At 74.5% G+C, this 19,493-nt stretch carries 3 protein-coding genes; all 3 read right to left on the bottom strand.

Going from position 1 to position 19,493, the window contains the following annotated elements; translation table 11 throughout:
- Positions 1-19 precede the first annotated feature (19 nt).
- The 3 genes from ACGFS9_RS29460 to ACGFS9_RS29450 are packed head-to-tail and all read right to left on the bottom strand — an operon-like array spanning position 20 to position 19,473.
- Positions 20-3,949 carry an amino acid adenylation domain-containing protein gene (locus ACGFS9_RS29460; RefSeq protein WP_393257276.1) on the bottom strand — a complete coding sequence of 1,310 codons (3,930 nt, stop codon included), beginning with the start codon at positions 3,947-3,949 and terminating at the stop codon, positions 20-22.
- Positions 3,946-11,694 carry an amino acid adenylation domain-containing protein gene (locus ACGFS9_RS29455; RefSeq protein WP_393257275.1) on the bottom strand — a complete coding sequence of 2,583 codons (7,749 nt, stop codon included), beginning with the start codon at positions 11,692-11,694 and terminating at the stop codon, positions 3,946-3,948. Before ACGFS9_RS29455 ends, ACGFS9_RS29460 begins: the two co-directional genes overlap by 4 nt.
- 3 nt (positions 11,695-11,697) lie before the next feature.
- Positions 11,698-19,473 carry an amino acid adenylation domain-containing protein gene (locus ACGFS9_RS29450; protein ID WP_393257274.1) on the bottom strand — a complete coding sequence of 2,592 codons (7,776 nt, stop codon included), beginning with the start codon at positions 19,471-19,473 and terminating at the stop codon, positions 11,698-11,700.
- Positions 19,474-19,493 lie beyond the last annotated feature (20 nt).

The raw sequence follows: 19,493 nt of genomic DNA, 5'->3' as shown, positions 1-19,493 counted from the left end.
GCACCGGGATGCCGGTGCCTCACGCGAGCCGGTCGCGGGCGACCGCGAAGAACTCGGTCACCGGCTGCGGCATGTGCATCTCGTGGTGCGTGGCGTTCAGGCTGTGCACGTCGAGCGAGCCCCGCACGTAGGGCCGCCACAGGTGGGCGTAGGAGGTGTCCTCCTGGCCGGCGTCGAAGTAGAGCACGTCACCGCCGTAGACGGGCGACTCGAAGTCCATCATCAGCGCGGCGTTGTTGGCGAGGATCGTGGCCATGGTGTCCAGGAAGCCCTGCCGTCCGCCCATGCGGATGTACTGGGTGAAGTCGTCCTCCAGCTCGGCCCGGTAGTCCTCCGACTGCTTTCCGGCGTGGACCTCGCGGAAGCCGTGCCCGCCGGGCTGCGCGTCGAGGACGGCCACCAGGGCGACCTCGTGGCCGAGCCCCTCCAGCGCCGCGGCGACGGCCTGCACGACGGTGCCGCCGTAGGACCAGCCGATCAGGTTGAACGGCCCCTCGGGCTGGATGCGCAGGATCTGGGCGACGTAGTCGTCGATCATCTCCCGTGCCGAGCCCGCCGGCGTCTCGACGCCGTCGGAGCCGCGGGACTGCAGGGCGTAGGCGGGCCGGTCCTGAAGGTGGGTCACGAAGCTGTAGTAGGCCCATCCCAGGCCGCCGCCCCCGTGGAAGAACCACACGGGCGCCTTGCCCGTGCCGGGGTCCTCGTTCAGCGGCAGCACCACCGCGAAGGAGTCGGCGTCGTCGGCGGGGACACCCCCGGCGAGCATCAGGGCGGCCAGCTCGGCGACCGTCGGGTACTTGATGATCGTCCTGATCGGGATGTCGATGTCGAACTCGCCGCGGATGCGGACGCTGAGCCGGGTGGCCAGCAGCGAGTGCCCGCCCAGGGCGAAGAAGCCGTCGTCGACGCCGACCCGCTCCACGCCGAGGAGCTCGGCGAACAGGGCGCACAGCCGTTCCTCGTAGGAGTTGCGGGGCCCGGAGCCCTTCGCCGCGAGGGCCGTGTCCTCGGTGGGCAGGGCCCGCCGGTCGAGCTTGCCGTTGGGGGTGAGCGGGATGTGCTCCAGCGCGATCAGCGTCGCGGGCACCATGTAGCCGGGGAGCCGCTCGTGCAGGTGGTCGGTGAGGTCCGCCGGTACGGTGCCCGCTGGTGTGGCGCCGGATTCGGGGACGACGTAGCCGACCAGGCGCCTGTCGCCGTCGCCGTTGTCGCGGACCAGCACGGCCGCCTCGGCCACGCCGGGGTGGGCGGCCAGGGCGTGCTCGATCTCGCCGAGCTCGATGCGGAACCCGCGGATCTTCACCTGCGAGTCGGCGCGTCCGACGTACTCCAGGTCGCCCTGCTTGCTGTAGCGGACCAGGTCCCCACTGCGGTACATCCGTTCGCCGGGCGCGCCGAACGGGCAGGCGACGAAGCGCCCGGCGGTCAGGCCGGGGCGGCCGTGGTAGCCGCGCGCCAGGCCGTAGCCGCCGACGTAGAGTTCGCCGGTCACACCGGCGGGGACCGGCTTGAGGCCGGCGTCCAGGACGTGGGCGCTGAGGCCCGGGACGGCCGGTCCGATCACGCTGGCCCGGAAGCGGGCCGCGGAGCCGGCGTCCAGGTCGACGCGGGTGACGTGCACGGTGGTCTCGGTGATGCCGTACATGTTGACCAGGACCGGGGCGTCGTCGGCGTGCCGGTCGTACCAGTCGGCGAGGCGGTTCAGGTCCAGGGCCTCCCCGCCGAACACCACGTACCGCAGCGCCAGGTCCCGGCCCGGTGTCCGGGCGTCCGCCTGGACGAGCTGGTAGAACGCGGAGGGGGTCTGGTTCAGGACGGTGACCCGTTCACGGTCCAGCAGCCGGAGGAAGTCCTCCGGCGAGCGGGAGACGTCGTAGGGGACCACGACCAGGCGCCCGCCGTGCAGCAGCGGGCCCCACAGTTCCCACACGGAGAAGTCGAACGCGAAGGAGTGGAACAGCGTCCACACGTCGTCTTCGCCGAAGCCGAAGTCCCGTGTCGCGGTGAGCAGTCCGACCACGTTGCGGTGCGGCACGAGCACGCCCTTGGGCCGGCCCGTCGACCCGGAGGTGTAGATCACGTACGCCGGGTGCCCGGGGCGCAGGGCGCCGCGGCGCTCGGCGTCGGTGAGGTCGGCGTCGGCTCCGGTGCCGCCGCCGGCGGGATCGGCGGCCGCCCCGCCGGTGGCCGTGTCCGGCTGTTCGAGGTCGAGGCGGGGCAGGCCGGGGGCCAGGTCCCGGGCGGCGGCGGTGGTGCTCGTCGTGAGCAGCAGGACCGGTGCGGCGTCCTCGATCAGGTAGGCGGCCCGGTCGGCCGGGGAGTCGGGGTCGATGGGCAGGTAGGCGCCGCCCGCCTTCAGGACCGCGAGGATCGCCACCACGAGGTCGGCGGAGCGGTCCAGGCAGACGCCGACCAGGGACTCGGGGCCCACTCCCATCGCGACCAGGCGGCGGGCGAGGCGGTTGGCGCGGGCGTTGACCTGCCCGTAGGTGAGGGTGGTGTCCTCGCAGACCACGGCGGGGGCGTCGGCGCGGCGGGCCGCCTGCCGCTCGAACAGTTCGACGAGCGTGACGTCCGGGATGGCGTCGCCGGCCCGGTTCACGTCGGTGAGGCGGCGGCGTTCCAGCGGGCTGAGGACGTCGATCTCGCTGACCCGCAGTCCGGGATCGGCGGCGAACTGCTCCAGGACCCGGGTGAGGCGGGCCGAGATCTCCTCGGCCGTGTCCCGGTCGAACAGGTCGGTCGCGTACTGGAGGTCGCCGCGCAGCGCCCCGGTGTCGTCCAGCGCGAGGAAGAAGGTGAGGTCGACCATCGCGGTCGCCGGGATGGCCTGCTCGAAGCGGACCTGAAGGCCGTCGAGTCCGAAGTCCGGCTTCTCGTAGCTCTGCCAGGAGAAGATCACCTGGAAGAGCGGCTGGTAGGCGGCGGAGCGTTCGGGGTTGATGGCCTCCACGATCGCGTCGAAGGGCACGTCCTGGTGCTCGTAGGCGGCCAGGGCCTTGTCCCGGACCTGGGCGAGCAGGCTGGTGAAGGTGGGGTCGCCGGTGAGGTCGGTGCGCAGCACCTGGGTGTTGACGAAGCATCCGATGAGGTCGGCGAGCGCCTCGTCGGTGCGGCCCGCGATGGGCGAGCCGATGGTGATGTCGTCGCCGCCGCCGAGCTTGCAGAGCAGCACCGACAGGGCGGCCTGGAGGAGCATCGACATGCTCGTGCCGCGCTCCTTGGCGAGGGACTGCAGGGCCGCCGCCGTGCCGGGCTCGACGTGGAGGCCCACCGTGTCGCCGTGGGAGCCGGCCTCGGCCGGCCGCGGCCGGTCCAGCGGGAGGTTCAACGGCTGGGGCACTCCCGCGAGTTCCTTGCGCCAGTACTCGACCTGCGCTGCGGCCAGGCTCTCCGGGTCGGCGACGTCGCCGAGGACCTCCCGCTGCCACAGCGCGTAGTCCTTGTACTGCACGGGCAGCGGCTCCCAGGCCGGTGCGCCGCCCTCGGCGCGCGCCGCGTAGGCGGTGAAGAGGTCGCGCATCATCGGGGCGCTGGAGGCACCGTCGGAGGCGATGTGGTGGATGACGAGGACCAGCACGTGCTCGCGTTCCGAGCAGCGCAGGACGTCGGCCCGCCAGGGAAGCTCCGCGGTGAGGTCGAACCGGTGCGCCACGGCCTCCTCGATCACGCCGGGCACCTCGTCGGCCGCCACGTCCACCACGCGCACCTGCGCGGCCGTGTCCGCGGCCGGCAGCAGCCGCGAGCACGGGGCGCCGGAGGCGTCGAGGGCGTACAGGGTGCGCAGGATCTCGTGCCGCTCGGCCACGTCGCGCAGGGCGGCGACCAGGGCCTCGTGGTCGAGGGGTCCGGTGAGCCGGAACGCGGCCGAGATGTTGTAGGTCGCCGCTCCGCCCTCCAGTTGGTGCAGGAGCCACATGCGGCGTTGGGCGTAGGACAGCGGGATCATTGCTTCACTCCTCTGGACATCTGGAGCAGGCTGGGGCGGCGCGGAGCGGCCGACTCCTGCGACCACGCGGCGAGCGCGGCCACCGTCGGCAGGTCGAAGATCTTGCGGATGGGTATCTCGATCTGCGCCTCGGCGCGGACGCGGCTGATGAGCCGGGTGGCGAGCAGGGAGTGGCCGCCGAGGTCGAAGAAGCCGTCGTCGACGCCGACCCGCTCCACGCCGAGGACCTCGGCGAACAGGGCGGCCAGCAGCTCCTCGCGCGGGGTGGCGGGCGCCCGGTAGGGGGCGCCGCCGTACTCCGGCTCGGGCAGGGCGGCCCGGTCGAGCTTGCCGTTGGGCATCAGCGGGAGCCGGTCCAGCAGGACGAGGGCGGCGGGGACCATGTACTCCGGCAGCCGCTCGGCCACGAAGGCGCGGATCTCACCGACCGTGGTCTCCCCCGCCGGGACGACGTAGCCGACGAGCCGGGTGGCGCCGCCGCCCCGGGTGACCACGGCGGCCCGGGCCACCTCAGGGTGCGCGGTGAGCACGGCCTCGACCTCGCCGGGTTCGACGCGGAAGCCGCGCACCTTGACCTGGGCGTCGCCGCGGCCCGCGTAGACGAGCCGGTGCCCGGCGTCGAGGCGGGCGAGGTCGCCGGTGCGGTACATCCGGGTGCCGGGCGGCCCGAAGGGGTCGGGCACGAAGCGGCCCGCGGTCAGGGCGGGCCGGTCGTGGTAGCCGCGGGCGACGTGACCGCCGACGTACAACTCGCCCACCGCGCCCGGCGGCAGGGGGGTCAGGTCCGGTCCGAGGACGTAGGCGCGCATGTTGCCGAGCGGGGTGCCCAGCGGGATGTCGCCCGCGGGGTCAGGGGTGCCGTCGACGGTGTGCGTGGTGGCGTAGAACGACTCGCTCTGGCCGTAGGCGTTGACGACCCGGACGCCGGGGAAGGCGGCGCGGGTGCGTTCGGCCAGTGCGGCGGGCAGTGCCTCGCCTGCGAAGACGACACTGCGGACGTCCGCGCGGCCGGCGAGCCGGTCGACGATCTCGGCGAAGGCGGACGGCACCGTGGACACCACGCCGCCGCTCCACTCCCCCCGCTCGCCCAGCACCAGCACGTCGCGGACCAGTTCCACGGTGCCGCCGGTGGCGAGCGTGGTGAAGATCTCGAACGCCGAGACGTCGAAGTTGACCGAGGCGCCCGCCAGCATCCGGGTGCCCGGGGACAGGCCCACCTCGTCGGCGAGCCGCAGGACGCCGTTCACCACGGTGGCGTGGCTGATCGCGACGCCCTTGGGCCGGCCGGTGGAACCGGAGGTGTACATCACGTACGCCAACTGGTCCGCGTGGACGCGCCCGTGGAGCGGCGCGGCGTCGTCGGAGGGGTCGAGCGTGTCCAGCAGGAGCGTGGGCACCCCGTGCTCGGGCAGGACCGCGGCGGTGACGGTGTCGGTGAGGACGAGCGCCGGCCGGGCGTCGTCCAGGATCGCGGCCAGCCGCCCCCCGGGATAGCGGGGGTCGACCGGCAGGTAGGCGGCTCCGGCCTTGAGGACGGCCAGGAGGGCGACCACCAGGTCGGCGGAGCGGGGCAGCGACAGCGCCACGAGGGACTCCGCCGCGACGCCGCGGGCCGCGAGCGCGCGGGCCAGCCGGTCGGCCCGGACGTCCAGCTCCCGGTAGGTGAGGGTGGTGTCCCCGGCTTCGACGGCGACGGCCTCCGGAGTGCGCGCGGCCTGCTCCGCCACCAGGGCGTCCACGGTGAGGTCCGGAGTGCCGGGGACCGCGGCGCCCGAGCCGTCGAGCAGCATCGCGCGTTCGGCCGGGCTGAGGATCTCCAGCCGGGCCGCGGGCAGTTCGGGGGTGGCCGCGATCTGCGCCAGGACACGGGCCAGCCGGGCGGCGTGGCCCTCGACGGTGGCCCGGTCGAGGGCGGCGCGCGCGTACTGGAGGGTCAGGCCGAGCCGCGGTTCGACCAGCGCCGTCAGCGTCAGCGGGTAGTTGGTCCCGGTGGCGTGGCGCAGGCCGGTGACGGTGAGCCCGCCGGTGGCGTCCGCCGCCGCGCCGAGGCCCTCCTGGTCGACGGGGTAGGACTCGAAGACGACCAGGGTGTCGAAGAGGGCGGCGAGGCCGGTGGGCTGCTGGATGTCGCTGAGCCCGACGTGGTGGTGCTCGGAGAGGGCGGCCTGCCGGCTCTGGAGGCGGACCAGGACGTCGGCGAGCGTGTCGCCGGGGGCGTGGGCGACCCGGACCGGGAGGGTGTTGATGAACATGCCGACCATGGACTCGACGCCGGGGACGTCGGCGGGCCGGCCCGAGACGGTGGCGCCGAACATGACGTCCCGCCGGCCGGTGAGCCGCCCGATGAGCAGCGCCCAGGCCCCCTGGAGCAGGGTGTTGACGGTGACGCCGAGGCCGGCGGCGCGGCGGCCCAGATCGCGGGCCACCTCCGGCGGGAGGTCGACCTCGACCTCGCCGAGCCCCTCGTCGCCAGCTTCCTCGGAGCCGGGGGCCAGCAGCGTCGGCTCCTCGACACCGTCGAGTTCGGCGGCCCAGGCGCGCGCGGACGCCGCGTCGTCCCGGCCGGCCCGCCAGCCGAGGAACGCGCCGAAGTCGCGTACCGGGGGCAGGCCGGTGGGATCGCCGCCGGCCGCGTAGAGCAGCAGCAGGTCCTGGAGCAGCAGGGGGGTGGACCAGCCGTCGAAGAGGGCGTGGTGGGCGGTCAGGACCAGTTCGGCGCGGCCGGGCTCCACGGTGACGAGCGCGAGCCGCATCAACGGGGGTGCCGTCGCGTCGAAGTGGTCGGCCCGGTCCGCGGCGAGGAAGTCCTCGAACGCCCGCGTCCGATCCCCGGGGGGCGCGGTGGTGAGGTCGAGATGCCGCCAGGGCAGGTCGACGTGTGCGGGGACCACCTGGACGGCCTGGCCGTCGGCGCGGTCCACGAAGGCCGCCCGCAGCCCGGCGTGACGGTCCAGCAGGGCCTGCCCGGCCCCGCGCATCCGCTCGGGGTCGGCCTCGCCGCTCAGGTGGAAGACGAGCTGCATGTGGTAGGCGTCGAAGGAGGACGCCGCGGAGAGCCGTGAGTGGAACAGCATCCCGGACTGCGCCGGGGTGACCGGCCACACCTGGTGCAGCGGACCGAAGCGGCTCTCCCAGCCGTCGATCTCCCGCTGGCCCACCTCGGCGAGGGGTGCGTCGCTCGGGGTGAGCCCGCCGGCGCCGGCGCTGCGCGCGTGCCGGGCCAGGCCGGCCAGGGCCCGCACCCACAGGTCGGCCAGCTCGCCGGCCTCGGCGCGGGAGAGGACCTCGCCGGCGTAACCGAAGTACGCGGTCAGCTCCTCGCCCTCGGGACCGGCCGCGGCGACCGCGTTGATCTCCAGGGCGGAGAGCACGGGCAGGTCCGGGTCGGGCGCGGCGATGAGGTCCGGGAGGCTGGTGTCCGGGGTGAAGCCGAGGCCCCGCAGGTGTTCGGGGACGTCCGCGGCGGAGGAGCGCCCGAGGTAGTTGAAGCCGATCTGCGGCTCGGGCAGGTCCGCGAGTTCGGCGCCGGTCTCGGGATTGAGGTGGCGCAGCGGGCCGTAGCCGAGGCCGCCGCCGGGGATCGCGCGCACCTGCTCCTTGACGGCCTTCAGCACGGCGCCGGCCGACGGGCCGCCGTCGAGGGCGTCCGCCAGGTCGATGCCGTCGAGGTCGAGACGGACCGGGAACATGGCGGTGAACCAGCCGAGGGTCCCGGACAGGTCCGCGCCGGGCACCAGGTGCTCGTCCCGGCCGTGCCCTTCGAGCCGGACGAGTGTCGCGGACCGGTCCTCGCCGCGGTCGCGCCGCCACTGGGCGACGGCGAGGGCGAGTCCGGCGAGCAGCGCGTCGTCGGCCTTGCCGCGGTAGAGGGCGGGCAGGGTGGTGAGCAGGGCGTGGGTGTCGGCCGCGGGCACGCCGACGCGCAGGGTGCCGGCGGTGGCGGCGACGTCGCGCCGGGGGTCCGTGCGGCGTGATCCGAGGGGCGGCTCGGTGTCGCGCAGGATCTCGCGCCAACGCGGGAGTTGCCCGGCCAGCTCCGGGGAGGCCGCCTGTTCGGCCACGGCGTGCGCCCACCGGCGCAGCGAGGTGGACGCCGGCGCGATCTCGGGGGTGCGGCCGTCGCGGACCCGCTGCCAGGCGGCGACGAGGTCCGGGAGCAGGATGCGCCAGGACACCCCGTCGACGGCGAGGTGGTGGACCACGATCAGCAGCCGGCCCGCGCCGGTCCCGCCGGCGAGGTGGACGAACTGGGCCATGACACCGGCGTCGGGGTCGAGTCGGCCGGCGGCGGCGTCGAGTTCGGCCTGGACGTCGGCCGACGCGTCGGGGACCCGGCGCAGCAGGGCGGCGGCCTCGACGGCGCCGGGGGGTTCGGTCCGCAGCCCCGGCGTGTCGCGCTCCAGGCGGGAGCGCAGCACGTCGTGCCGGTCCAGGACGGCCTGGAGCGTGGCCCGCAGTCCCGCGTGGTCGATGTCCTCGGGGAGCGTGAGCAGCGCGGACATGCAGAAGCGCCCGATGGTGCCGCCGAGGCCGAGGACGTGTGCCGCGGTCGGCGGCAGCGGGGCCCATCCGACGCCGCCGCCGGGGAGTTCGGCGAGGTGCGGGCCGGTCTCCTCGTCGCGGCCGTCGACCAGTTCGGCGAGCCGCGCGACGGTGCGGTGCTCGAAGATCTCCCGGGTGCTCACCGACAGGCCGCGCGCCTTGGCCCGGGCGACCACCTGGATGGAGCGGATGCTGTCGCCGCCGACGGCGAAGAAGTCGTCGTCCGCGCCGATCCGCCGGCCGTCGAGGACGTCCGCGTACACCTCGGCCAGGAGCCGTTCGGTGGCGGTCCGCGGGGCGCGGTGGCCCACGGCGGTGAACCGCGGGGCGGGCAGCGCCGCGCGGTCGATCTTGCCGCTCGCGGTCAGCGGCAGCCGGTCCAGGACCACGAGGGCCGCGGGCACCATGTAGTCGGGGAGCCGGCCGGCGGCGAAGGCACGCAGTTCGGTCTCGGAGAGCGCGGCCGGCGGTGCCGGGGTGCCCTGCCCGGCGGCCGGGGGCGCCACGTACGCGACGAGCCGGGGGCTGCCGGCGAGGTCGTCGCGTACGGTGACGGCGGCCTGGCCGACGTCCGGGTGCCCGGCGAGGACGGTCTCGATCTCGGTGGGCTCGATGCGGATGCCGTTGACCTTGACCTGGGTGTCGGCGCGGCCCGCGTAGACGAGGTGGCCGTCCCGGTCCCAGCGGGCCAGGTCCCCGGTGCGGTACATCCGGGTGCCGGGCGGCCCGAAGGGGCAGGCGACGAAGCGTTCCGCGGTCGCCGGAGCGTTGTCGTGGTAGCCGCGGGCGAGCAGACCGGCGACGTGGAGTTCGCCGGTCACGCCGGGCGGGACGGGGCTGAGGTCGGGGCCGAGGACGTGGGCGCGCAGGTTGGCCAGCGGCCGGCCGACGGGCAGGGCGCCGGCGGGCGGCGGCCCGGGCGGCAGGGTGTGAGTGGTGGCGTAGAAGCTCTCGGTCTGGCCGTAGGCGTTGACGATCCGGACGTCGGGCAGCACCCGGCGGACCTTGCGGACCAGGTCGGCCGAGAGGGCCTCGCCCGCGAAGACGAGGGTGTCGACGGTGAGCGGGAGGGTGTCGGGGTCCTGGCCGAGCTGGTCGAGGAGGGCGGAGAACACCGCGGGCACGGCGCTGACGGTGGTTCCCGACCAGGCCGGGCGCTCGGCGAGTTCCAGGACGTCCCGGACGATCTCCACACTGGCGCCGGTGGTGAGCGCCGTGAAGATCTCGAACACGGAGACGTCGAAGTTCACCGAGGTCGCGGCGAGCATGCGATCGCCGGGTCCGACCCGCACGACGCCGCTCAGGTCCTGTACGCCGTTGACCACGCCGGCGTGGGTGACGGCGACGCCCTTGGGCGTTCCCGTCGAGCCGGAGGTGAACATCACGTAGGCCAGGTCGTCCGGGGCCGCCTGGCAGCCGGCGGCGGGGGCGGGGGCGGCGCCGTCCGCGAGGTCGAGGTCGTCGAGGAGCACGGCGGGCGTGCCGTCGGAGGGGAGCGTGCCGGCGACGGCGCGGTCGGTCAGGACCAGGGCGGGGCCGGCGGTGCCGAGGAGCAGTTCGATGCGGGCGGCCGGGTAGCCAGGGTCGACGGGCAGATAGGCGCCGCCGGCCCGCAGGACCGCGAGGAGGGCGACGACGAGGTCCGCCGACCGGGGCAGGGCGACCGCGACGAGAACGCCGGGGCCCACCCCGCGGTCGCGCAGCGTCGCGGCGAGGCGGGCGGACCGGGCGTCCAGTTCGCGGTAGGTCAGCTCCGTGCCGCGGCAGACGACCGCGGTGGCGTCCGGCGTGCGGGCGGTCTGCGCGGCGACGCGTTCGGGCACCGTGGTGCCCGCCACCGGCGCCGTGGTGTCGTTGAGCCGGGCGAGCCGGTCGCGTTCGGCGTCGGTGCGGACGTCGAGGCGGGCCAGGGGGGCCCGCGGGTCGGACACCACCTCGCGCAGCAGGCGCACGAAGCGGTCCGCGACGCCGGCGGCCGTGTCGTGGTCGAAGAGTTCCGCGGCGTACTCCAGGCGCCCGTAGGCGCCTCCCTCGGCGTCCGGGACGACGTTGAAGAACAGGTCGAACTTCGCGGAGCGGGTGTCGGCCGCGACCGGGGTGGCGCGCAGGCCGGGTATCTCGATGCGCGGCCACACGAACTGCCAGGCGAGCATCACCTGGAACAGCGGCTGGTAGGAGGTCGCGCGGTCCGGGCCGAGGAGCTCCACCAGGCGCTCGAAGGGCATGTCCTGGTTGTCGTAGGCGGCCAGCGCCTTCTCCCGCACCTGTTCCAGCAGGTCGGTGAAGGCGAGGCCGGCCGAGAGGTCGGCGCGCAGCACCCAGGTGTTGACGAAGAAGCCGATGAGGTCGTCGAGCTGTTCGTCGGCGCGGCCCTCGATGGGGCTGCCGATCGTCACCTCCCGGCCGCCGCCCAGTTTGTGCAGGAGCAGCGCGAGGGCGGCCTGGGCGGCCATGGGCGCGGTGGCGCCGTGGTCGGCGGCCAGCTTGCCGAGACCGGTGAGCAGGTCGCGGTCGAGGGCGAAGGACACATGGCCGCCCCGGTGGTCCGCCAGGGTGGGGCGGGGCCGGTCCAGCGGCAGCTGGACCGGCTGGGGAACGCCCTCCAGTTCACCGCGCCAGTAGTCGATCTGCGCGGCGGCGATGCTGTCCGGGTCGTTCTCGTCGCCCAGCAGCTGGCGCTGCCACAGCGTGTAGTCCTTGTACTGCACCGGCAGCGGTGTCCAGCGGGGTGCCTCGCCCCGGCCGCGTGCGGTGTAGGCGTCCACCAGGTCGCGCAGGAACGGCGCCATGGAGGCCCCGTCGACCGCGATGTGGTGGAACACGAACGCCACGACGTGCTCGTCCGCGGACAACCGGAACACGGTGGTGCGCAGCGGCGGTTCGGACTCCAGGTGGAAGCCGCGGCGCAGTTCCCCGTCGAGGGCGTCGTCCAGGTCCCGGGCGGTGACGTCGGTGACGCGGTACGCCAGGGGGGTGTCCGGCGCGGGCAGGATCGTCTGCTCCGGTGTCCCGTCGGCGCTCTCCGTGATCAGGGTGCGCAGGGTCTCGTGGCGGGTGACGACGTCGGTGACGGCCGTGGCGAGGACTGCGGTGTCCAGCGGTCCTTCCAGCCGCAGGACGAAGGGGATGGTGTAGGTCGCGGACGGACCCTCCAGCCGGTGGAGGAACCACAGGCGGCGCTGGGCGAACGACAGCGGAATCATCGGTTACTCCTGCCCGGTCATCTGACGCAGCTGGGGGCGGTTCCGCCGGCGTGGACGCTCCTGCTCCCCCTCGGTCAGCTCCTGTATGTGCAGCGCCAGTTGGGCGACGGTCGGGTTGCGGAAGACCATCGTGACCTTGGAGTCGACGCCGAACTCGCCGCGGATGCGGCCGCTGAGCCGGGTGGCCAGCAGGGAGTGGCCGCCGCAGGCGAAGAAGTCCTCGTCGACGCCGATCTCCTCGCGGCCGAGGAGGTCGGCGAACAGCCGGCACAGCACCTCCTCGTGGTGGTTGGCCGGCGCCCGTCCGGTGGCGGCGGTGCCCTGGTCGGGGGCGGGCAGTGCGGCCCGGTCGAGTTTGCCGCTCGGTGAGGTCGGCAGCGCCGCGAGGGCGACGACGGCGGCCGGGACCATGTAGTCGGGCAGCCGCTCGCGGAGCAGCGCGGTGAGCGCGCCGGTGTCGAGCGAGGCCGGGTCGGCCTTGCCGCCGGGCACCACGTAGGCCACCAGCCGCTGGTCCCCCTCGCGGTCCTCGCGGACGACGGCGACGGCCTGGGCGACCTCGGGGTGCTCGGCCAGGACGTGCTCGATCTCGCCGAGTTCGATGCGGAAGCCGCGGACCTTCACCTGGAAGTCGGTGCGCCCGATGTAGTGCAGGAGGCCGTCCTCGCCCCAGCGCACCAGGTCGCCCGTGCGGTACATGCGGGTGCCGGGCGCTCCGAACGGGCAGGCGACGAAGCGGGGCGCGGTCAGGTCCGGCCGGCCCTGGTAGCCGCGGGCGAGGCCGTCGCCCGCGATGTACAGCTCGCCCTGGACCCCGCGGGGCACGGGGGCGAGCCGGGCGTCGAGGACGTAGACGCGGGTGTTGCCGATGGGCGCGCCGATCGGCGGCACGCCGCCGTCGGAGCCGACCGGCGCGCTCGTCGACCAGATCGTCGTCTCGGTGGGGCCGTAGACGTTGGCGACGTCGGCCGCCTGGGCGGCCAGGGTCCGCGCGAGCGTGGGCGGCAGGGCCTCGCCGCCGACCAGGACGCGCAGGCCGCGTGCTCCCTGCGGTTCCTCCATGAGGAGGATCTGCCAGAAGGCGGGGGTCGCCTGGACGACCGTCACGGCGTGCCGGCGCATCGTGTCGACCACGGCGGCGGGCTGGGCCACCGTGTCCTTCCCGGCGAGGACCACCGCCGCGCCGCAGATGAGCGGGAGGTACAGCTCCAGGCCCGCGATGTCGAAGGAGACGGTGGTGACGGCGAGCAGCCGGTCGGCGGGACCGAGCGGGAAGCGCCGGCGCATGGTCGCCAGGAAGTTGGCCAGGCCGCGGTGGGTGACACTGACGCCCTTGGGCTTTCCGGTCGAGCCGGAGGTGTAGATGACGTAGGCCGCCTGGTCGGGCAGGAGCCGTGTGCCCGGCGGGGTCGCCGGGAGCCCGGAGACGTCGGCGGCGGCGAGGGTGTCCGCGTCGAGGACCAGGGCGGGCCGGGAGTCCTCCAGGATGTGCTCGATGCGGGAGCGCGGGTGCTCGGGGTCGATCGGGACGTAGGTGGCGCCGGCCTTCAGCACGGCCAGCAGGGCGACCGCGAGGTCGGCGCAGCGGGGCAGCCGGACGGCGACCAGCGCCTCGGGGCGCACCCCTTGGGCGGCCAGCCAGTGCGCCAGCCGGTTGCTCTCCTCCTCCAGTTCGCGGTAGGTGAGCGTACGGTCCTCGGCGGCGACCGCGAGTGCGTCGGGGGCGGCCTCGGCCTGCCGTGCGACGGTCTCCACCAGGCCCGGGTCCAAGGTGGGCTCCGCGGTGTCGTTGACCTCGCGCAGCAGCCAGTCGCGTTCGCCGGCGCCGAGGACGTCGACGGCGTCGATCGGGGTCCGCGGGTCCTTGAGGAGCTGGTCGAGGACGCGGACGAGACGGGCGGCGATCTCCTCGGCCTCGGGACGGCCGTAGAGGTTGTTCTGGTAGTCGAGCGAGAGGCGCAGGTAGGGGTCGGCGGAGTTGAGGGTGAGCGGGTAGTGCGAGCCGGCGAACGGGCGGATCCGGTCGATGGTGAAGCCCGCCGAGGTGTTGGCGTCGACGATGCCCTCGCGGTCGATGGGGTAGTTCTCGAAGACGATGAGCGTGTCGAACAGGGCGGGCAGCGCGACGTCCCGCTGGATGTCGGCCAGTCCGTAGTGGTGGTGGTCGAGCAGCGCGGTCTGACGGTCCTGGAGGTCGGTGATGACCTCGCCCATGGTGCGGCCCGACGTGCAGCGCACCCGCGTGGGCAGGGTGTTGATGAACAGTCCGACCATCTCGTCGGAGCCGGGCAGGTCCGCGGGCCGGCCGTTGACGGCGGCGCCGAACACCACGTCCTGCTGCCCGGTGAGCTGGGAGAGCAGGATCGCCCAGGCTCCCTGGAGCAGGGTGTTGAGGGTGACGCCGAGCTGGGCGGCGCGCCGTGCGAGGTCCCGGCCCTTGTCGATCGACAGCGGCACCTCGACGCGGCCGAGGGCGGAGGAGGTGCCCCGCAGAGCGGCGTCGGGGGCGACCAGCGTCGGCTGGTCGAAGCCCGCGAGCTCCTCCTTCCAGCGGGCCGAGGACGCCTGCTGGTCCTGCGCGGACAGCCAGGTCAGGTAGTCGCCGTAGCTGCGCGCCGGTTCGAGGTCCCCGGTCGCGGAGTACAGCCGGATCAGGTCGGTGATCACCATCGGCGACGACCAGCCGTCGAAGAGGGTGTGGTGCGCGGTGACGATGAGCTTGGCCTGCTGCGGTCCGCAGGTGAGCAGGGCGAGGCGGATCAGCGGGGGCCGGGCCGGGTCGAGCTGGTCGGCCCGGTCGGCGGCCAGCGCCCGGTCCAGGGCGGCGTCCTGCTCGGCCGGAGTGCTCCCGGTCAGGTCCAGGTGACTCCACGGGAGGGTGACGTGGTCGGCGATCACCTGGACGGGGTCGCCGCTGTCGGCGGCGACGAACGCGGCACGCAGGTTCGGGTGGCGGTCCAGCAGGGCCTGGCCCGCCGCGCGCATCCGCGCCGGGTCGACGTGTCCGCTCAGATGCAGCACGAACTGCATGTGGTAGACGTCGAAGGTGCCGTCGGCGAGGGCTGCCTGGAACTGGATGCCGGACTGTCCCGGGGCCTGCGGCCACACCTCGCTCAGCGGGCCGTAGGTCTCCTCCCACGCCTCGATCTCCTCCTGGCGGACGGAGACGAGCGGGGCGTCGGACGGGGTGAGTCCTCCCGTGCCGGGCCGGGCGGCGTGCGCGGCCATGCCGTGCAGCACCTCCACCCACAGGCGGGCCAGTTCGCGGGTCCGGTCCCGGGTGAGGACGCCGGTGGGGAACATGAACGCGGCCTGCAGCCGGGTCCCGTCGGGTCCGTCGGTGGCGACGGAGTTGACCTCCAGCGCGGAGAGCGCCGGCAGGTCGGGGTCGGGCGCGGGGACGAGGTCGGCGGACCAGGAGGAGGGGCCCCATCCGTCGGCGCGCAGGTGCTCGGGCACGTCGGCGGAGGAGATGCGGCCGAGGTAGTTGAAGCCGATCTGCGGGGCCGGGTACTCGGCGAGCTGGTCGGCGGTCTCGGGGTTGAGGTGGCGCAGCAGCCCGTAGCCGATGCCCTTGTCGGGGACGCCGCGGAGCTGTTCCTTGACGCGCTTGACGGCCTGGCCCGCGGCGGCGCCGCCGGCCAGCACCTCGGACAGGTCCAGTCCCGCCACGTCGACGCGCGCCGGGTACATGCTGGTGAACCAGCCGACGGTGCGGGAGAGGTCCGCGCCGGGCACGGCGTCCTCCTCGCGGCCGTGGCCCTCCATGCGGACCAGGGTGGAGCGGTCGGCGCCGCTCCAGCGGTTCAGGGCGAGGGAGAGCGCGGCGAGCAGCACGTCGGTGCCCGTGCCGTTGTACGCGGCGGGCAGCGTGGTCAGGACGGCCTCGGTGACGTCGGCGGGCAGCTCCACCCGCACGGTGTCCAGGGTGGACATCACGTCCACACCGGGATCGAGGAGGCGGCTGCCCAGCGGGGGGTTCGGCGCTTCGAGCAGGTCGCGCCAGTAGTCCAGTTCCGCCTCCCGCTCCGGGGTGAGGGCCGCGTCCTGGAGGGCCTGCGCCCAGCGGCGGGCCGAGGTGCCGACGGCGGGCAGTTCGGGGGTCCTGCCGTCGCGGACCTGCTGCCAGGCCTCGGCGAGGTCGGACATGAGGATGCGCCAGGACACGCCGTCCACGACGAGGTGGTGCAGGACGACCAGCAGCCGGCCGGCCCCGGAGTCGGCGGCGAACCACACGAAGTCCGCCATGACGCCGGCCCGCGGGTCCAGCCGGCCCACCGCGGCGTCGAGTTCGGCCTTCGCCGCCTCCAGTTCGGCGGGCTCCTCCCACCGTCCCCGGCAGGCGACCCGGCGGATCAGCCCGGCGGCCCGGACGGTACCGGCCGGCCGCACCACCAGGGTGGGGTCCGTCCCCGGTTCGAGGTGGGAGCGCAGCAGGTCGTGCCGGTCCAGGACGGCGTCCAGGGTGGCGGCCAGGGAGTCCGCGTCGATCCCGTCGGGCAGGTCGAGGGCCATCGCCATGGCGAACCGGTCGGTGCCGCCTCCTCCCTCGAAGATGTGGCGGGCCACCGGCGGCAGCGGCACCGGGCCGACGCCGCCGCCCTCGGGCTCGGCGAGGACGGGCACCGTCTCACGGCGCGCGGCGGCCGTCTCGGCGAGCCGGGCGGCGGTCCGGCACTCGAAGATCTCCCGGGTGGTCAGGTGCAGGCCCTTGGCGCGGGCGCGCGCCACCACCTGGATGGAGCGCAGGCTGTCGCCGCCGACGGCGAAGAAGTCGTCGTCGATGCCGACGCGCTCGACGCCCAGCACGTCGGCGTAGGCGGCGGCGATCACCGTCTCCGCCTCGGTGCGCGGCGGCCGGTAGGCGGCGCCGAGGAACTCCGGCTCGGGCAGGGCGGAGCGGTCCAGCTTGCCGGTCGGCCCGAGCGGCAGCCGGCCGAGGGCGACGAACGCGGCGGGCACCATGTAGTCGGGCAGGCGCTGGGCGACGAACTTGCGCAGCTCGGCGGCCGAGGCGCCCGACTGCACGTCGACGTCGCCGATGCCGCCGGCGCCGTCGTCGCCGACCGCTCCCTCACCGGTGTGCACGACATAGCCGACGAGCTGCCGCCCGCCGGAGGCCACCTCGCGGCTGACGACGACGGCCTCGCTGATGCCGGGATGGCGGGTGATCGCCGCCTCGACCTCGGCGGTCTCGATGCGGAAGCCGCGGACCTTGACCTGGCCGTCGCCGCGGCCCACGCATTCCAGGCGTCCGCCGGCGCCTCTGCGGGCGAGGTCGCCGGTACGGTACATCCGCTCGCCGGCCGGGCCGAACGGGTCGGCGACGTAGCGGTCGGCGGTCAGGGCGGGGCGGCCGTGGTAGCCGCGGCCCAGGCAGGAGCCCGCCACGTACAGTTCGCCGATCACGCCGGGCGGCACCGGGGCCAGGCCGGGGCCCAGGACGTAGGCGCGCATGGTGCCCAGCGGGGTGCCGATGGGCGTGACCTCGTCGTGGGCGAACTCCTCGCCCGCGCCGAGGGAGAACGCGGTGGCGTAGAAACTCTCGCTCTGTCCGTAGGAGTTGACGATCCGCGCGTCGGGCAGTGCCTCGCGGACCTGCCGGACGAGCCGGGCGGGCAGGACGTCGCCGGCGAAGACGACCGTGCGGACGTCCGGAGTCCTGTCCAGGTGGCCGACCAGCTCGCCGAGGACGGAGGGCACGGCGCTGAGGATGTGGCCGTCCCAGCCGTCGCGCTCGGCGAGGGCCAGCGCGTTGGGCACCAGCTCCGCCGTGCCGCCGGTGGTGAGAGCGGTCAGCAGCTCGAACACGGACACGTCGAAGTTGACGGAGGTGCCGGCGAGCATGCGGCGGCCCGGGGCGGCGTCCACGATCCGCGCCAGCTCGCGGACGCCGTCGACGACGCCCCGGTGGGTGATCGCGGCGCCCTTGGGCTTGCCGGTGGAGCCGGAGGTGTACATCACGTAGGCGAGGTTGTCCGGGGCCGGCGCGCGCAGCGCCACCGCGTCCGGGGTGTGCCACGCCTCCTGCTCGTCGAGGCGCAGGGCCTCGACGGAGTTCGGCGGCATGTCCTTCCAGGTCGCGCCGTCGGTGACGGCGAACCGCGGGGCCGCCTCGGCGAGCACGGTCGCGGCCCGCCCGCTGAGGTACTGCGGGTCCATCGGCACGTATCCGGCACCGGATCGCAGGATGCCGAGCAGGCCGACGACGAGGTCCTCGGTGCGCGGCAGCGCGAGCAGTACCAGGTCCTCGGGGCCGGCGCCGCGACGGGCCAGCTCGCGGGCGAGGCGTCCGGCGCGGTCGTCGAGTTCCCGGTAGGTCAGGGTCCGCCCGTCGCACACGAGCGCCGGGGCGTCGGGTGTGCTCCGCACCTGGCGTGCGAACAGGTCGGGGACGGTGAGCCCGGACTCGTCGGGCGTGCGCGGGGCGGACGGCGCGAGCAGTTCCTCGCGCTCGGCCCCGTCCAGGACGTCGATGCTGCTGACGCCGCGTCCCGTGTCCGAGGTCAGGCGGCCGAGGACGCGCACGAAGCGGGCGGCGAGGGTCTCGACGGTCGCGCGGTCGAAGAGGTCGGTGGCGTACTCCAGGCGGACGCCCGCGCCGCCGGCGCTGTCCGGGATCATGTTGAAGAACAGGTCGAACTTGGCGGTGCCGGTCTCCAGCGTCTCGGACGTCACGTCGAGGCCGGCGAACTCCAGGTCTCCCAGCGGTTCCTGCCAGGCGAGCATGACCTGGAAGAACGGGTGGTAGGCGGTGGAGCGGTCGGGGTTCAGGCGCTCCACGAGGCGTTCGAAGGGCATGTCCTGGTTGTCGTAGGCGGCCAGCGCCCTGTCGCGCACGCGGCGCAGCAGCTCCGGGAAGGTCGGGTTGCCCGAGAGGTCGACCCGCAGCACCCAGGTGTTGACGAAGAAGCCGACGAGGTCGCGCAGTTCCTCGTCGGTGCGGCCCGCGATCGGCGCGCCGAGCGGTACGTCGTCGCCGCAGCCGAGGTGGTGCAGCAGGACCGCGAGCGCCGACTGCATGACCATCGAGACGGTGATGTCCTGCTCGGCGGCGATCTTCTCGACGGCGCGCAGCAGGCCCGGCTCCACGGGGAACCGGACCAGGTCGCCGCGGGAGCTCGTCACCCGGGGGCGCGGCCGGTCCGTCGGCAGCGCGAGCGGCTGGGCCAGGTCCGCCAGGGCCTCGCGCCAGTAGGCGAGTTGCCGGGCGGCCAGGCTGTCGGGGTCCGACTCGTCGCCGAGGACGTCCTGCTGCCACAGCGTGTAGTCGGCGTACTGGACCGGCAGCGGCTCCCACTGCGGGGCCCGGCCCTCGCGGCGGGCGGCGTAGGCGGTGGTGAGGTCGCGCAGCAGGGGGCCGAGGGACTCGCCGTCCAGCGCGATGTGGTGGACCACCAGGACGAGGGTGTGGTCCCGCGGCGCGCAGCGCACCAGGCGGGCCCGGATCGGCACGTCGCGGGCCAGGTCGAAGGTCTCCTTGGCCACCCGGTCGACGGCCGCGGCCCGCTCCTCGTCCGTGACCTGGACGACGGGCAGGGTGACCTGCTCACGGCCGGAGGACAGGACCTGCTGGTGCGGGACGCCGTCACCGCCTTCGACGATCACCGTGCGCAGCACCTCGTGCCGGTCGACGACGTCGTGAAGCGCGGCGTGGAGGGCCCCCACGTCCAGATCACCGGTCAGCCGCAGGGCGAACGCGCCGTTGTAGGTCGGCGAGGGGCCTTCGAAACGGTCCACGAACCACAGCCGGCGCTGCGCGAACGACAACGGGATCATTGTGTCTCCAAATCGGGCGA

Source organism: Streptomyces sp. NPDC048566 (assembly GCF_043199735.1).
GTDB lineage: Bacteria > Actinomycetota > Actinomycetes > Streptomycetales > Streptomycetaceae > Streptomyces.
This window is presented reverse-complemented; position numbering and strand designations above follow the sequence as displayed.